This window comes from Streptomyces sp. NPDC050535, assembly GCF_044457665.1.
Classification (GTDB): Bacteria; Actinomycetota; Actinomycetes; order Streptomycetales; family Streptomycetaceae; genus Streptomyces.
In genome coordinates this window covers 208,101-222,656 of the sequence record NZ_JBITHE010000006.1, presented here as the reverse complement: position 1 = coordinate 222,656, position 14,556 = coordinate 208,101, and the positions used below count along the sequence as shown (strand labels likewise).

The 14,556-nt window shown below is 71.9% G+C and carries 11 protein-coding genes; 6 read left to right on the top strand and 5 right to left on the bottom strand.

From position 1 onward, the window contains the following. Positions 1–196 precede the first annotated feature (196 nt). Positions 197–3,151, top strand: coding sequence for an NACHT domain-containing protein (locus ACIBLC_RS16435; RefSeq protein WP_399211627.1), 2,955 nt, complete (start codon positions 197–199; stop codon positions 3,149–3,151). On the opposite strand, the gene mtnK is transcribed toward ACIBLC_RS16435, so the two are convergent. The 4 genes from mtnK to ACIBLC_RS16415 are packed head-to-tail and all read right to left on the bottom strand — an operon-like array spanning position 3,119 to position 8,018. Continuing rightward, positions 3,119–4,279 carry an S-methyl-5-thioribose kinase gene (mtnK, locus tag ACIBLC_RS16430; protein ID WP_399211626.1) on the bottom strand — a complete coding sequence of 387 codons (1,161 nt, stop codon included), beginning with the start codon at positions 4,277–4,279 and terminating at the stop codon, positions 3,119–3,121. The genes ACIBLC_RS16435 and mtnK overlap by 33 nt on opposite strands. Before the next feature lie 11 nt (positions 4,280–4,290). Then, complete coding sequence (locus tag ACIBLC_RS16425; protein WP_399211625.1) at positions 4,291–5,331, bottom strand: ABC transporter permease; 1,041 nt, start codon at positions 5,329–5,331, stop codon at positions 4,291–4,293. A 55-nt stretch (positions 5,332–5,386) separates the two neighbouring features. After that, a complete protein-coding gene (locus tag ACIBLC_RS16420) occupies positions 5,387–6,934 on the bottom strand; it encodes a sugar ABC transporter ATP-binding protein (protein WP_399211624.1) in 1,548 nt (515 codons plus the stop codon). Then, positions 6,921–8,018, bottom strand: a complete 1,098-nt coding sequence (locus tag ACIBLC_RS16415) for a substrate-binding domain-containing protein (protein WP_399211623.1) — start codon at positions 8,016–8,018, stop codon at positions 6,921–6,923. The genes ACIBLC_RS16420 and ACIBLC_RS16415 overlap by 14 nt, the downstream gene beginning before the upstream one ends. 621 nt (positions 8,019–8,639) lie before the next feature. Here ACIBLC_RS16415 and ACIBLC_RS16410 point away from each other — a divergent pair. The 3 genes from ACIBLC_RS16410 to mtnB are packed head-to-tail and all read left to right on the top strand — an operon-like array spanning position 8,640 to position 10,563. Then, entirely contained in the window at positions 8,640–9,239 is a 600-nt protein-coding gene (locus ACIBLC_RS16410) for a 1,2-dihydroxy-3-keto-5-methylthiopentene dioxygenase (protein WP_399211622.1), read from the top strand. Continuing rightward, positions 9,236–9,955 (top strand): acireductone synthase, encoded by a 720-nt coding sequence (mtnC, locus tag ACIBLC_RS16405; protein ID WP_399211621.1) that lies wholly within the window; start codon positions 9,236–9,238, stop codon positions 9,953–9,955. The genes ACIBLC_RS16410 and mtnC overlap by 4 nt, the downstream gene beginning before the upstream one ends. After that, positions 9,952–10,563, top strand: coding sequence for a methylthioribulose 1-phosphate dehydratase (gene mtnB, locus ACIBLC_RS16400; RefSeq protein WP_399211620.1), 612 nt, complete (start codon positions 9,952–9,954; stop codon positions 10,561–10,563). The genes mtnC and mtnB overlap by 4 nt, the downstream gene beginning before the upstream one ends. Positions 10,564–10,636: 73 nt before the next feature. Here mtnB and mtnA read toward each other — a convergent pair whose 3' ends face one another. Beyond that, complete coding sequence (gene mtnA / locus ACIBLC_RS16395; protein WP_399211619.1) at positions 10,637–11,668, bottom strand: S-methyl-5-thioribose-1-phosphate isomerase; 1,032 nt, start codon at positions 11,666–11,668, stop codon at positions 10,637–10,639. A 306-nt stretch (positions 11,669–11,974) separates the two neighbouring features. Between mtnA and ACIBLC_RS16390 the strand changes: the two genes are divergently transcribed. Further along, complete coding sequence (locus ACIBLC_RS16390; RefSeq protein WP_399211618.1) at positions 11,975–13,024, top strand: BMP family ABC transporter substrate-binding protein; 1,050 nt, start codon at positions 11,975–11,977, stop codon at positions 13,022–13,024. Next, positions 13,005–14,555 carry an ABC transporter ATP-binding protein gene (locus tag ACIBLC_RS16385; RefSeq protein ID WP_399211617.1) on the top strand — a complete coding sequence of 517 codons (1,551 nt, stop codon included), beginning with the start codon at positions 13,005–13,007 and terminating at the stop codon, positions 14,553–14,555. Before ACIBLC_RS16390 ends, ACIBLC_RS16385 begins: the two co-directional genes overlap by 20 nt. Position 14,556 lies beyond the last annotated feature (1 nt).

Sequence of the window (14,556 nt, the reverse complement as noted above, 5' to 3'; positions counted from 1 at the left end):
CGGTCGGATCGAGGGGCGGCTCCCACGGGGGAGCCGCCCCTCGGCCGTGTGCGCCCACATCCGCGCTGCCGAGCATCCGGCAGCCCCCCGAACGCCTCGCGCGCCCCTCCCCTCCGCACCCCTGTCCGACGTTGTCACTACGCGTGACGGACACAACGGTGACCGTCGGGCATATCGGATCGGGAGAGGTCGGGCGATGAGCGGCTGGTTGCGGGATGCGCGCACGCGGCGACGCGCGGTCTTCGGGGTGTGCGGAGCGGCGCTCGTCGCGCTCGCCGTCGTACTCCACGACTCACGGGACAAGAACACCGCGGGTGTGTTCATCTCCGTGATCGCGGCCGTGGTGTCGGTCGCCGCGTTCCTCGCCGACGCGCTGCGTGACGGCGCCGAGGCGCAGCGGCCCGCCGAGGACGTACGGCGGCAGACGGCCGACGCGCTGGCCTCCGCGGTACGGGAGCAGTGGGCGGCCGAGTCCCGGCTGCGCAGGCTCCAGGACCCGGGGCCACTGGAGGTGCGCTGGGCCCCGGCCGACCCCTGGCTCGCGGACCACCCGGAGAACATCCGTCCCGGCGTGCCGCTCCCGGCGCCCCGGGACCCGGCGTCCCGGCCCGACGGCCTCGCGGGCGCGTTCGCGGCCCTGCCGCGCCGGCGGCTGGTGGTGCTCGGCGGTCCCGGCTCCGGCAAGAGCGTGCTGGCCCTGCGGTTCACCCTCGGACTGCTGGCCGCGCGCGAACCCGGCGGGCCCGTCCCGGTCATCTTCCCGCTGGCGAGCTGGGATCCGCGGGGCAGCCGGCTGCGCGACTGGCTCGCCGAGCGCCTCGCCGCCGACCACCGGCTGCTGGCCGCGTCCGCCGACGGCCGGCCCACCCTCGCCCGCGCGCTGCTCGACACCGGGCTGATCCTCCCCATCCTCGAAGGCTTCGACGAGCTGCCCCGGCCGGCGTACGCGGAAGCTGTACGGCACATCAACTCCGAACTCGACGACGACCTCCCGCTGTTGCTCACCAGCCGCACCGAGGCCTGGGCGGCCACGGTGCGCGCGGGCGACGTACTGACAGCCGCCGAGGTCGTCGAACTGCTGCCGCTGGACGAGTCGCAGGCCGGCTCGTACCTGGAGCGCACGGCCCGCCCCGGGGCCCACGACGGCGCCCGCCGCGAGACGGTGTGGACACCGGTCCTGCGCCGCCTCGCGCGAGACCCCCATCCACTGGCCGACGTACTCAGGGTGCCCCTGATGGTGGCGCTGGCCCGCACCGTCTACGGCGACACCTCCCGCGACCCGGCCGAACTGCTCGACCCGGCCCGCTTCCCGACGGCCGGGGACATCGAGGAGCATCTGCTGGACGCGTTCGTACCCGCCGCCTTCGCGGACTGCGGGCCCGAGCGGGGAGCCGAGGCGCGGCACCGGCTCGCGCTGCTGGCCAAGGACCTGGAGCGGCGCGGTACGGGCCGGCTCGCCTGGTGGGAGCTCGACTCGGCGCTGCCGCAGGTGGTGCGGGCGTACGCCACGGGCCTGGTCGCTCTCGGCGCGACCCTCGCGATCCTCCCGGCCGTCGCGCTGGCCCGCGCGTCCGACAGCACGGCCGGGGCCGAGGACTCCGCGTCGATCCTCGTCGCCATGGCGGGCCAGACCCTCGGATACGCGTTCGGTGCCGCCATTCTGCTGCCGAGACGGACGGAACCCCCCGGCCGGTGGGACTCCCTGCTGGGGCGGCTGGCCGTCACCACGGCGGTCGCCACCGCCCTGTGGACCGGCTTCGCGCTCACGGACGATCTGCGGTTCGGGTTCCGCTTCGGCGCCGTCACCGACGGTCTGCTGCCCGACCTGTTCGGCAGCTGCCTCTTCGCGCTGCTGCTGACCCTGTTCTTCGGTGTCGCCGGCCTGCCCCGGCAGCCGGTGCCGCTGAGTCTGCCGTGGGCGGGCGGCCACCGGGGACGCGCCGCGGTGCTGGCCTGCGGGGTCGTGCTGCTGGCCTGCGGGGTGTACCTGGTGGGAGCGGTGCTCCTCGGCGTGACCGTCACCCCCTGGACCGCGCTCGCCGGAGCGATGTGCGCGGTGGCCGGGTCCGCCCTGCTGCTCGGCGCTACGCGGCGGGCCGAGCGGGACAGCACGTCCCGTCCCGGCGGAAGCCGGATCGCCCGCGACTTCGCGGCGGGACTGGCGCACGGCCTGGCCGCCACCCTGTTCATCGGCGTGGTCGCGAGTTCCGTCGCGGGTACGGCGGCGGTCACGGTGACCGTCCTCAAGTCCGGATCCCGGGTGGATCTCGACGGGCAGCGCATCGGCGAGTGGCGGTTCCGGGAGCGGGACGGACTCAGGACGGCGACCACGCATCGCCCCTTGAGGGGCACGCTGCTGGTGCCGGACCGCGGAGAGCTCCCGGTCGCCTATCCGGCCGGTACGACACCGCCGAGCTGCGAGATTCCGCTGCTTCCCGAGCGCAGGTGTGCCCCGTTCAGCTCCCGGCACACGGTGTTCGAGTCCCGCGCCGGTTCGGTGACCGTGCGTCTCACTCCGTCCGGGATCGCGACGCCGGGGGCGGACAGGAGGGCGTACGCGGCGAACATGCGGTCCGTGCTGCCGGAACCCGCCCGTGCCTGGCTGACCGACGGCCCGGTGCTGGGGCTCGTCGCGCGCTGTCTGCCGCCGATCCTCGCCCCGGGTCTGCTGGTCGGCCTGGTCGGCGGCTGCGTCTGCGGTGTCTACCGGGCGCTGAGCGCGCCGTCCGACGTGCTGCGTGCCGCGGGGCCCCGCAGCACGCTGCGCACCGACCGGACCGCGTCCCTGGCGCGCGGGGGCATCGCGGCGCTGCTCGCCGCGGTCGTCTGTCTCCCGGTCGTCCTGCTGTCCCACGACTGGGGCGGGGTCGCCACCGCCGGGGCGCAGTTGTGGGTTCCCGTCGGCGCCACCGCGCTGGCGCTGAGCGCCTGGGGCCGCTTCCTGGTCACCCGCGTCTGGCTGGCCACGACGGGGCGTGCTCCCTGGCGGCTGATGGCCTTCCTCGACGAGGCCCACCGGCGGGGCGTGCTACGCCAGTCGGGGGCCTGCTACGAGTTCCGGCACCAGCGGCTCCAGCGGCGGCTCGCCGGTGCCGGGCCGTCGGCCGGGAGGTCCTCTTCAGTGGAGGAGCGCCTCGACGTCCTCGGGTGAGGTCAGCTCCGCACGCCCGACGATCAGTTCCCGCCCGAGCAGCAGAGCCCGGCGGGAGGCCGGTACCGGGTCGGGCAGCGTGGTCAGGTCGGTGAGGTGGGCGAAGCCGATGATGCGACGGACGATCTCGGTGCCGGCGAAGCCGATCGACTCGGTCCAGACCCGGGCCAGGAAGCGGTCGAGGTAGGCGTCGTCGAAGAAGGTGTCGACGCGGGTCGGCCACAGCCGGCGGAACTCGGCCTCGAACGCCTCCCAGGACAGCCGGAGTTGGTCCGCGTGGTCGCTTTCGGCCCCGAGGGCGGCGGCACGCGCCTGGGACACCAGCGTGTTGGCCCAGTACAGGCCGAGGTCGAAGCCGATCGGGCCGACGAAGGAGAACTCGGGGTCGAAGACCCGTATCACCGGGGCGCCTTCGCGTACGCCGACCATGACGCTGCCGGTGTGCAGGTCACCGTGGAGCAGGGCCTGGGCACTCGTCATGAAGACATGGCGGAGGTCCGCGACCTCGGTGCGCAGCCGGGCGTCGGCGCGGAACTCGGCGGCCAGGTCGTCGAGTTCCGGGTGCCAGTGGTTGTGCTCGTGCTCGATGTAGGGCTCGGAGAGGACGACGTCCTCGGTGATCTCGCACAGTTCGGGGCTGACGGAGGCGGCGATCAGGGCCTTGCGGTCGGCGGAGGCCAGGCCGAAGTCGCTGGTGGTGAAGGAGAGCTGGGCGACGAACTCGCCGATCCGGGCGGAGGTGTCGGGCCCGTACGGCGCGCCCTCGTTGAGGACCGTGCGCAGGACCTCCAGGTCGGACATGTCCTCCATGACGAGCGCGTAGTTCTCGGGGTCATAGCCGTGGATCACCGGGATCTTGTCCGGGGCGACGGCGGCGACCCGCTCGTAGGCGCGGGCCTCCGCGTCGGCGCGCTCGGGGCTCATCGGCCAGGAGGGGCCCGCCACGCGGACCCAGGGCAGCGCCTGCTTGACGGCGAGACTGCGGGTCCCGTCCTTCGAGGAGGCGAGGAAGACACGGTTCATGTTGCCGTCGGAGACCTCGCGGACCTCGGCGTCGGAGAGGTCCCAGTGGCCGCGCTCGCGCAGGTAGCCGGCGACGTCCTCGGTCTCCAGGATGCGGTAGCCCATCGTGAACTCCCTTATGCGGTGCGGCGCTTGGACAGGGTGAAGCTGAAGACCAGGGCGAGGATGAGGACCGCGCCCTCGACGACGTCCTGGGTGTAGTACGGCAGGCCCTTGATGGTCAGGCCGGTGGTGATGATGCCGATCAGGACGGCGCCCAGTGCCGTGCCCCAGACGTTCGGGCGGCCCCGGCCGAGGACGGAGGTGCCGACCAGCGCCACCGCGACGGCCTCGAGGAGCTGGGAGGTACCGGCCGAGACATCGCCCTGGCCGATGCGGGCGGCCAGGATCAGGCCGCCGATGGAGGCGAGGACGCCGGAGAGGACGTACGCCAGGGCGCGGTAGGCCCCGACACGGATGCCGGCCAGTCGCGCCGCCTCGGGGTTGGCGCCGATCGCGTACAGGACCCGGCCCCAGCGGGTGCGGGCCAGGAACACCCAGGCGACGACGGTCAGTCCGCCGAAGATCAGCACGGAGACGGGTATGCCGAGGAAGGTGCCCCGGTCGATGCGCAGGAAGCCGTCGGTGAACCTGCCGGGCGCGGTGGTGCCGTCGGACTGCGTCATGCCGGGGGTGATGGACTGGCCGTCGACCAGGATGAGTTTGGTGCCCTGGATCACGAACATGGTGCCGAGCGTGGCCAGCATGTCGGGGATCTTGAGGACGACGATCAGCAGGGCGTTCAGCAGTCCGGCCAGGGCACCCGCCGCGACGACGGCGAGGATCGCGACCAGGCCGACCTGGTTGTAGGAGACCATCGTCTTGGCGGCGACCGTCACGCCGAGTCCGGCCACCGCGCCGACCGACATGTCCATTCCGCCCACCGCCATGGTGAGCGTGACGCCGAGGCCGAGGATCGCGGCGACGGAGACGTACCTGAGGGTGTCGAGGAGTGTCGCCGAGTCGCGGAAGGACGGCTCGCTGATCGCGAAGTACGCGAAGAGCGTGACGGTGACGAAGATGAAGCCGTACTTGATGACGGCGCTCTGGACGCGCGGGCCGGCGGCGGGCGGGGCCGGGGCGGCCGTCTTCGCGGGGACGCTCTGTGTGGTGGTCATGGCGTACTTCCTGGTGTGACCGGTGTCGGGCGGACGCCGACGGCTGTGCCCGGCATCAGAGGGACGCCGAGATGGACTGGATCACGCGGTCGCGCTCCGCGTCCTCGCCGTACGCGTCGAGGCGGATCTCGCCCGCGGCGAGGACGACGACCCGGTCGGCGACCTCCAGGATCTCGTCGACGTCGGCGGACAGGACGAGGACCGCGGCTCCTTCGGCGGCCAGCGTGCGGGCGCGGCGGCCGATGTCGCGGCGGGCTCCGATGTCCACACCTCGGAACGGTTCGTCCAGGATGAGGACGCGAGGGCTCTCGGCGAGCCAGCGGCCCACCACGACCTTCTGCTGGTTGCCGCCGGACAGTTCCTCGACGGTGCTGTGCTCGTCGCGGGCGACGACACCGAGCCGTTCGATGGTGGCGCGGCCGAGCGCGTCCTCCCTGCTCCGGCTCACGAGCCCCGCCGTGGACAGGGACTTGAGGAACGGCAGCGAGATGTTCTGCGCCAGTGACCAGCCGGGCACCAGGGCGTCCGCGTGCCGGTCCTCCGGTACGAGGTGTACGCCGCTGCCGATGGCGTCGGCCGGGCGGCGCGGCGCGTACGGCCTGCCGTCCAGCTCGACCGCTCCCCCGGTGAAGCGGTCGGCGCCGAACAGCCCGCGGGCGAGTTCCGTCTTGCCCGCGCCCAACAGGCCCACGACGCCGGTGACCTCACCCGACCGGATGTCGAGGTCCTGGGGTGTGTGGCCCGCCAGGAGCGGGACTCCGCGCAGCGAGAGCACCACCTCGCCCTGGTGCCCCGCCTTCTGGGGACGGGCGGTCGTCGCCTCGTGCGCCTGGGCGAGCATGGCGCGCAGGGCGCTGTCCCAGTCGAAGGGTTTGACCTGGTCCTCGGTGAGACGTCCGTCCCGCAGGACGACCAGCCGGTCGGCGAGCGCGTCGATCTCGCCGAGCCGGTGGGAGACGTAGAGGACGGCGATGCCGTCCTCGCGCATCCGCTCGACGAGCGCGAACAGGCGTTGCGCCTCGGTGGCGGAGAGCGCGGAGGTCGGCTCGTCGAGGATCAGCAGCCGGGGGCGGGTGGCCAGGGCCCTCGCCAGGATGAGCAACTGGCGGTCGGAGATGCCGAGTTCGGTGACATCGCGCCTGAGTACGGTGTCGTTCCAGCCCAGTTCGAGGGCGGACTGGATCTCGCGGGCGCGGGCAAGCAGCCTGCGGCCGTTCAGGAAAGGGTTCCCGCGGCTCTGGGCCAGCTCCTCGAAGACCAGGTTCTCGGCGACCGTGAGGCCGGGGACGATGCCCTCGCTGATCCGCTGGTGCACGGTCTGGATGCCCAACTGGCGGGCGGCGAGCGGGGAGTGGAGCGCGGCGACCTCACCGTTGACGCTCACTTCCCCGCCGTGGTCCGTGTGCACGCCGGAGAGAATCTTGATCAGGGTGGACTTGCCGGCGCCGTTCGCGCCGAGCAGCGCGACGACGCTGCCCGGCGCGATGTCCAGCGAGACGGACTCCAGGACCGTCTTGCCGCCGAACGCCATGCTGACCTCACGGAGGCGGACCGCGGCGCCGGTGGCAGTGCCGGTGCCGGACGGGCTGTCAGTGGGCGACATTGGCGATCCAGTCCGCCGTGCTCACCTGGGACAGGTTCAGTGCGGGCAGCGCCGCGCGAAGCTGGTCCATGTTCTCGATCTTCTTCTCACGCAGGAAGTCCTGGGTGATCGCGACGGCCGGGAACTCGACCGAGGTCTTGTTCAGCTGACCGGCGAGCTCCAGGGCGGCGGTGCGGACGACGGCTGCGCCGACCGCGGACGGGTCGGTGCCGGCGGTGGCGACCCACGGGCTGTCCGCGGCGGTCATGTTCTGGATGTCGGCGTTGGAGACGTCCGCGCCGAAGACCTTCACCTTGTCCTGGAGCTTCTTGTTCTGGACGGCGAGGACGGTGCCCTTGGCCAGCTCGTCGTAGGGGGCGAAGACGCCGGTCACGTCCGAGTGCTGGGTCAGCGCGGCGGAGACCAGCGGAACGTTGTCGGTCGCGGTGGAGTCGGTGACCTTGCCCACCTTGAACGCCTGCTGCCATCCGTTGGCGTCGGCGGTCTTCTTCCACACGCTGTCGCGCTTGTCGAGGGCGGCGTATCCGGCGACGTTGACGTAGCCGACCTTGGCGTCCTTGCCGAGGGTCTCGCCCATCACGTCGAGGACGGCCTGCGCCATGCTGGCGTCGTCCTGCTTGGTGCTGACGACCGACTTGTTGGTCTGCTCGACGTCGTAGACGACGACCTTGATGCCCTTCTTGACCGCTTTGTCGATCTCCGGCTGGATGGTGGCCGGGAAGCCGTGGTCGACGATGATCGCCTGCGCCCCGGAGTTGATGGCGGAGGACAGGTCGGTGGCCTGCTTGGCGTTGTCGGCCTGGGCGTCGTACACGGTCAGGTCGACACCGAGGGCCTTTGCCTGCGCCTTGGCGCCGTTGCCCCACTGCTCGAAGTAGTCGCCGGCGCCGCTCTGCCTGACCAGGGCCACCTTGACCTTGCCCTTGCTGAAGGGCGCGGGCTTCGCGGCGGTCGCGGCGGAGGCCGGGGCGGCCTTGTCGCCGGTGCTCTCCGAGGCGTTCGTGGACTGGGAGCAGCCCGCGAGGAGGAGGGCGGAGACGGAGGCCAGCGAGAGCGCGGCGAGGGGGACACGGATACGGGACACGAGGGCTCCAGGGGGCGGTGCGAAGGAGAGGGGCGAGGAGGGAGAGGGGGGAGTGCCGGTCCGGAGCGCCGGAGGGAGGAATCACGCCACGGCCGCGCGGACGTCGTACCTCCGCCTCATCCGTCTCGCATGTCTCGTACGAGGGGACGGGGGCTCTTCCTGATGCACAGGAAACCCATGGAGGGCGCGGGCGTTGAGGCTCCGGGACAGGTCAGCGACAGCTGGCTGTGGTCGACCGGAGCAAGTCCACGTACAGCCGCCTTACGAGCAGCAGCGTCTTCATGAACGAATCATGTGAACGTTTCCAGCCACGCGTCAAAGCACTGGACGCCCTTTCTCAGTGGTTGAGACAACAACTTCGTCACACTCGGCCGACCGCCCGCCTGGAGTTACCATCTCGGAACCGGCACCCGACCCGGGACAGTGAGGCTCCGATGACGACACCAGGCGCGACAGCGATGCGACGCTGTACCGGCGCGGCGTGTCGCGGCTGACGACCGGACCCCACAGCCCCCGTCCGCCCACCGCGCCCGGGTGTGCCGCGCCCCCTGTTCCCTCCCCCTCCCGTCCGGATGCCTGTCCAGCATTCGGACATCCCTCCCAGTTCCTGGAGTTGCTCCCATGACCCTGCTGACGACCTGGCCCGAGTCCGGCTCGGAGACCGTGGTGCGCCGTACGTCCGACCCCGCCGAGATCGCCGCCGCGCTCGCGCCGATAGGGGTGCGCTACGAGCAGTGGCCGATCCGCGAGGACGTGCCCGCGGACGCCGACAGCGAGACCGTGTTCGCCGCCTACGGCCCGGAGATCGACAAGCTGAACGCCGAGGAGGGGTTCACCACGGTCGACGTGCTCGGCCTGCACCCGAGCGAGGACCCCGAGTACCCGGTGAAGGCGAAAGCCGCGCGCGCGAAGTTCCTCCAGGAGCACACGCACGACGACGATGACGAGGTGCGCTTCTTCGTCTCGGGCTCCGGGATCTTCTATCTGCACGTGGACGGCGAGGTGCACGCCGTGTACTGCGAGAAGGGCGACCTGCTCGGGGTGCCGCGCGGCACGACCCACTGGTTCGACATGGGCACGGCGCCGGCCTTCACCGCGATCCGCTTCTTCCACGAGGAGGACGGCTGGATCGGCAGCTTCACCGGCTCCACCATCGCGTCCCGCTTCCCGGACTACGACACGATCGACGCCGGATACGCGAAGGACAAGGCCGCCGCGTGACCCAGCACTTCGACATCGACTCCGTGGTGCTCGACATCGAGGGCACCACGAGCGCCACGGGGTTCGTCGTTGACGTGCTCTACCCGTACTCGCGCTCTCGTTTCGGAGCGGTGCTCTCGGAACGGAGCGGTGATCCGGACGTGGTCCGGGCGGTCGCGCAGGTGCGTGAGCTGATCGGCGAGCCGGACGCCGACGCCGTCCGCGTCGAGAAGGCGCTCGACGAGTGGCTCGACGAGGACCGCAAGGCGACGCCCCTCAAGACCCTCCAGGGCCTCATCTGGTCCGAGGGCTTCGCGCGCGGCGACCTCGTCTCGCACTTCTACGACGACGTGGTCCCCGCGCTGCGGCGCTGGCACGCGGACGGCGTACGCCTGCACGTGTACTCGTCCGGATCCGTGGCCGCGCAACGCGCCTGGTTCCGGGCCGGTCCCGAGGGCGATCTGCTGCCGCTCGTCGAGGGCTTGTACGACACGGAGAACGCGGGACCCAAGCAGGAACCGGAGTCGTACGCGACGATCGCGGCCGCGCTGGGCGAGGCCCCGGACCGGATCCTCTTCCTCTCCGACCGGCCCGGCGAGCTGGACGCGGCGCGTGCCGCGGGCTGGCGGGCCGTGGGTGTGCGCCGCCCCGGGGAGCCGTACTACGAACAGGGCGTCGGCGATCACCCCGAGGCGGGGACGTTCGACGAGATCACCATCACGAGGAGCACCGCATGACGACCGTCGAGACCTCGGCCCTCGACCTGGAGGAGGCGGGCGCGGTGCTGGCCGCCGAGTCGGCCCGCTTCGCCTCCTTCGGCTGGATGCGCGGCACGTCGGGAAACCTGTCGGTGGTCCTGTCCCGGGACCCGCTCCGCCTCGCGGTGACCGCGAGCGGGCACGACAAGGGTGAACTGACCCCCGCGGACGTGGTGTTGGTGGACGGCGTGGGTGCGGCGGTGTCTGGCGGCAGGCCGTCCGCCGAGGCCGAGCTGCACGCGCGGGTGGCCGCGCTGACCGGTGCCGGTGCCGTCGTCCACGTCCACACGGTCGCGTCCGTGGCGATGGGCCGCCGCGAACCCGGCGGCATCGTCTTCAAGGACGTCGAGATGCTCAAGGGCGTCGGCCAGCCCGCCCACGACGTCGAGGTCACCCTTCCCGTCATCGCCAACAGCCAGGACATGAAGGTCCTGGGCGACCGGCTGGAGGCGGCCCGCGACCCGCGGATGCCGGCCGTCGTCGTCGCCGGTCACGGTCTCTACGTCTGGGGCGCCGACCCTCGCCAGGCGCGGCACCACACCGAAGTGGTGGAGTGGCTCCTCGAGTTGGAACTGACCCAGCGCTGAAATCGACGAGAGGCCGCGCTCCGGTGACACGACCGGAGCGCGGCTTCTCGCCGCACTGAAGGCAGTTGGCGGGTTACCGCAGGTGCTCCCCCGGCAGCTCCCCCGCCGCCACCTCCAGCACCCCGCGCTCGGTGACGAGCCCGGTCACCAGCCGCCCCGGCGTGACATCGAACGCGGGGTTGTGCCCGCGCGACCCGGCGGGAGCCGTCCGTACCCCGGACCACTCCAACACCTCGTCCTCGCCCCGGAGTTCGATGTGGATGTCGGCGCCCGAGGCGGTCGAGAGGTCCACGGTCGTCGTGGGGGCGGCCACCAGGAACGGCACGCCCGCGTAGGCGCAGGCCAGTGCGACGCCCACCGTGCCGACCTTGTTGGCGGTGTCGCCGTTCGCGGCGATGCGGTCGGCGCCGACTATCGCCGCGTCGACCTCGCCGCGCAGAATGGTGCCCGCGGCGGCGCCGTCGGCCTGGACGTAGTGCGGTATGCCCTCCTGGACCAACTCCCAGGCGGTCAGGCGGGAACCCTGGAGCAGGGGGCGCGTCTCGTCGGCGTACACGACCTCGACGAGGCCGCGCTCGTGCAGTTCACGTATGACGCCGAGGGCCGTGCCCCAGCCGGCGGTGGCGAGCGCGCCGGTGTTGCAGTGGGTCAGGACGCGGAGCGGGCGGCCCACGTCGGTGCGCTTCAGGAGCCAGTCCGCGCCGAACGCGCCCATCGCCCGGTTCGCCTCGACGTCCTCGCGCTGGACGGCGGCCGCCTCCGCGAGAACCGCCTCCAGTCCTTCGTCGAACCGGGTCAGCACACGGTCGACGCAGACCATGAGATTGACGGCGGTGGGCCGGGCCTCCCGGATCCGGGCGACCTCCGCGAGCACGCGCGAACGGTCCCATCCCTCCCGCTCGCCCTGAAGCAGCGCGAGCGCCACGCCGTACGCCCCCGCCGCCCCGATCGCCGGCGCGCCCCGGACGACGAGTCTCTTGATCGCGTCCACCAGGTCGTCCACATCGCGGACTTCACGAGTCTCGGTGCGCTGCGGAAGCACAGTCTGGTCGATGAGTGTGAGGCTGCTTCCGGTCCAGTCGACAGCGCGCAGTTCCTGGGGCATAACGGGGCACTCCTGAAGTTCCGACAGTGCGCGACACCGTACATGACCTGTGAGAACCACAGTTCGAGACAGTCGGGCAAGTGTCCTAAAACCGGTGTTACAGTCCAGCACCCGCAGACCCGAGACCGTCGCGAAGGAGGGGGATCTGTGCTGCTCACCAGGCGTCGCTACCTCGACTTCGGCCGGTGCGCCGCCAACGGCTGTTGTAGCTGACCCGTACTTCAGCTCCCGCCGTACCTCGCACGTCCCACCCCCTTCGCGCTACCGCACAGCGTGCCCTGCCGCACCCTCCGGAAGGTCATCCCGATGTACCGCAGAAACCGCCGCTCCCTCCAGTTCGCCGCCCTCGCGGCGGGCACCGCGCTGCTGGCCACCGCCTGCAACGCGGCGGCCAAGGACAGCGCGTCCGACAGTTCCGCGAGCAGCGGCAAGTCCTTCACACTCGTCACCCCCGACCCCGTCGGGCAGAACGAGTTCCTGAAGCTCGCGGTCAGCGGTGTGGAGGCGGCGGCGAAGGCGCACGACGGGACGCGAAAGGTGTATCAGTCCTCGGACACCGCGTCCGAGCAGCAGAACGTGGCCGCCGCCGTGGAGGCCGAGCCCGACGTCATCGTGCTGGTCGGCTTCGAGTTCGCCGACCTGGTCGCGCAGCAGGCCGATGCACACCCGAAGCAGCAGTTCCTGATGGTCGACGCGTGCACGACGAAGACGTACGCGAACGTGAGCTGCGCGACGTTCCGTGAGCACGAGGGTGTGTACCTCGCGGGCGCCGAGGCCGGGCTGCTCAGCGAGAGCGGCAAGGTCGGCGCGGTGGACGTCCTGGACACGCCCCAGTTCCGGCGCTACAGCGACCCGTTCGCGGCCGGCGCGAAGAAGGTCGCTCCCAAGACGACCGCCTCCACCCGCTTCGTCGGCGGCCAGTCCCCGTTCGACGACTCGGCCCGCGCCAAGGAGCAGGCGAACGGCCTCCTCGCCAAGGGCACCGACCAGATCATGGCGGCCGCGGCGGCCGGCAACTACGGCGTCTTCGAGGCGGCGAAGGCCAAGGGCGCCTACGCGTACGGCGTCGACGTCAACCAGTGCACCTCCGCGCCGGGCACGGTCGTCGACAACGTGATCAAGAAGACGGACGTCGCGGTGGAGGAGGGCATCAAGCAGGTCCTCGACGGCAACGCGGGCAAGACGATCTCGTACGGCCTGAAGGAGGGCGGCATCAGCCTCACCGGCCTCGAGGACGGCGTCGACACCTCCAAGTGCGTGATCGCCGACCACAAGGACGTCCTGACGAAGGTCGAGGCGCTGCGCGACCAGATCGTGTCCGGAGAGCTGAAGGTCGATGACCCCGCAGCCGGTTGAGAGCGGTCTCGTCCCGGCGGAGGCCGAGGTCGTCGTCGAACTCCGGGGAATCACCAAGCGGTTCCCCGGCACGCTCGCCAACGACGCGGTCGACCTGACGGTCCGGCGCGGCGAGATCCACGCCCTGATGGGCGAGAACGGCGCGGGCAAGTCCACGCTGATGTCCGTCCTGTACGGGATGGAGCGCCCCGACGCCGGTTCGGTGCTGATCGACGGGCGTGAGGTGTCCTTCGCGGACCCCGGCGCTGCGATGGCCGCCGGGCTCGGCATGGTGCACCAGAGCTTCAAGCTGTTCGACTCGCTGACCGTCGCCGAGAACGTCGTCTTCGCGGCCGAGCCCCGCCGCTTCGGCCTTCTCGACCGGGCCGCGGCGCGGCGCCGGGTGCGCGAACTCGCCGAGGAGCACGGCCTCGCCGTCGACCCGGACGCCCGGGTGGGCGACCTCCCGGTCGGGCTGCGGCAACGCGTCGAGATCCTGAAGCTGCTGCACCGTGGCGCCCGTACGCTCATCCTCGACGAGCCGACCGCGGTGCTGACCCCGGCCGAGGCCGACGCCCTGTTCGCGGTGCTCAAGTCGCTGACCGCGCAGGGCCGCACGGTGATCCTTGTCACCCACAAGCTGCGGGAGGTCCTCGAAGGCAGCGACAACGTGACGGTGCTGCGGGACGGCCGCGTCGTCGCCCGGCTGCGCACCGCGGACACCAGCGCCGACGAGATCGCCGCCGCGATGACCGGCCGCGCGGTCGACCTGGACCGCGTGCACGCCACGGGCACCCCGGGTGACGTGGTGCTGGAGGTGACAGGCCTCGGCACGACGGCCGTACGTGAGGTCCGACTCACCGTCCGCGCCGGCGAGATCGTCGGCATCGCGGGCGTCGCGGGCAACGGCCAGAGCGAACTGATCGAGGCCCTGGCCGGGCTGCGGCCGGTCACCGGCGGCCGGGTCACCCTGCGCGGCCAGGACATCACGCACGCCTCGGCGACCGAACGGCGCGCCCGGGGCCTGGCGTACGTGCCCGAGGACCGGCACGCGGTCGGCACCGCGCCGGCCGCGTCCGTCGCCGACAACCTCGCGATGGGCCATCACCGTACGTCGCTGTCCACGCGGCACGGACTGCTGGCGCCCTCGGCCGTACGGGCCCACGCGCGGCGTCTCGTCGAGCGTTTCGGCGTCAAGGCGTCCACGCCCGAGGTGCCCGCCTCCGCGCTGTCGGGCGGCAACCTCCAGAAGCTGCTGATCGGCCGCGAACTGGCGCACGACGCACCCCTGTTGCTCGTGGAGCAGCCGACCCGGGGCGTCGACATCGGCGCCATCCAGAACATCCACGACGAACTGGTCGCCTACCGCGACGCGGGCCACGCCGTCCTGCTCGTCTCCGCCGAGCTCAGCGAGATCCGCGGGCTCGCGGACCGGGTGCTCGTGATGTACGAGGGCCGCGTGACGGCGACGTACACCAAGGACGAGGCGGACGAGCGGACGCTGGGCCTGGCGATGGCGGGCGGCATCTCGTCGGCGAAGGCCGGAGACTGAC

Coding starts and splice junctions, on each gene's coding strand:
- ACIBLC_RS16435 (WP_399211627.1), top strand. CDS start 197: ATGAGCGGCTGGTTGCGGGATGCGCGCACGCGGCGACGCGCGGTCTTC.
- mtnK (WP_399211626.1), bottom strand. CDS start 4,279: ATGGGCTACCGCATCCTGGAGACCGAGGACGTCGCCGGCTACCTGCGC.
- ACIBLC_RS16425 (WP_399211625.1), bottom strand. CDS start 5,331: ATGACCACCACACAGAGCGTCCCCGCGAAGACGGCCGCCCCGGCCCCG.
- ACIBLC_RS16420 (WP_399211624.1), bottom strand. CDS start 6,934: ATGTCGCCCACTGACAGCCCGTCCGGCACCGGCACTGCCACCGGCGCC.
- ACIBLC_RS16410 (WP_399211622.1), top strand. CDS start 8,640: ATGACCCTGCTGACGACCTGGCCCGAGTCCGGCTCGGAGACCGTGGTG.
- mtnB (WP_399211620.1), top strand. CDS start 9,952: ATGACGACCGTCGAGACCTCGGCCCTCGACCTGGAGGAGGCGGGCGCG.
- mtnA (WP_399211619.1), bottom strand. CDS start 11,668: ATGCCCCAGGAACTGCGCGCTGTCGACTGGACCGGAAGCAGCCTCACA.
- ACIBLC_RS16390 (WP_399211618.1), top strand. CDS start 11,975: ATGTACCGCAGAAACCGCCGCTCCCTCCAGTTCGCCGCCCTCGCGGCG.
- ACIBLC_RS16385 (WP_399211617.1), top strand. CDS start 13,005: ATGACCCCGCAGCCGGTTGAGAGCGGTCTCGTCCCGGCGGAGGCCGAG.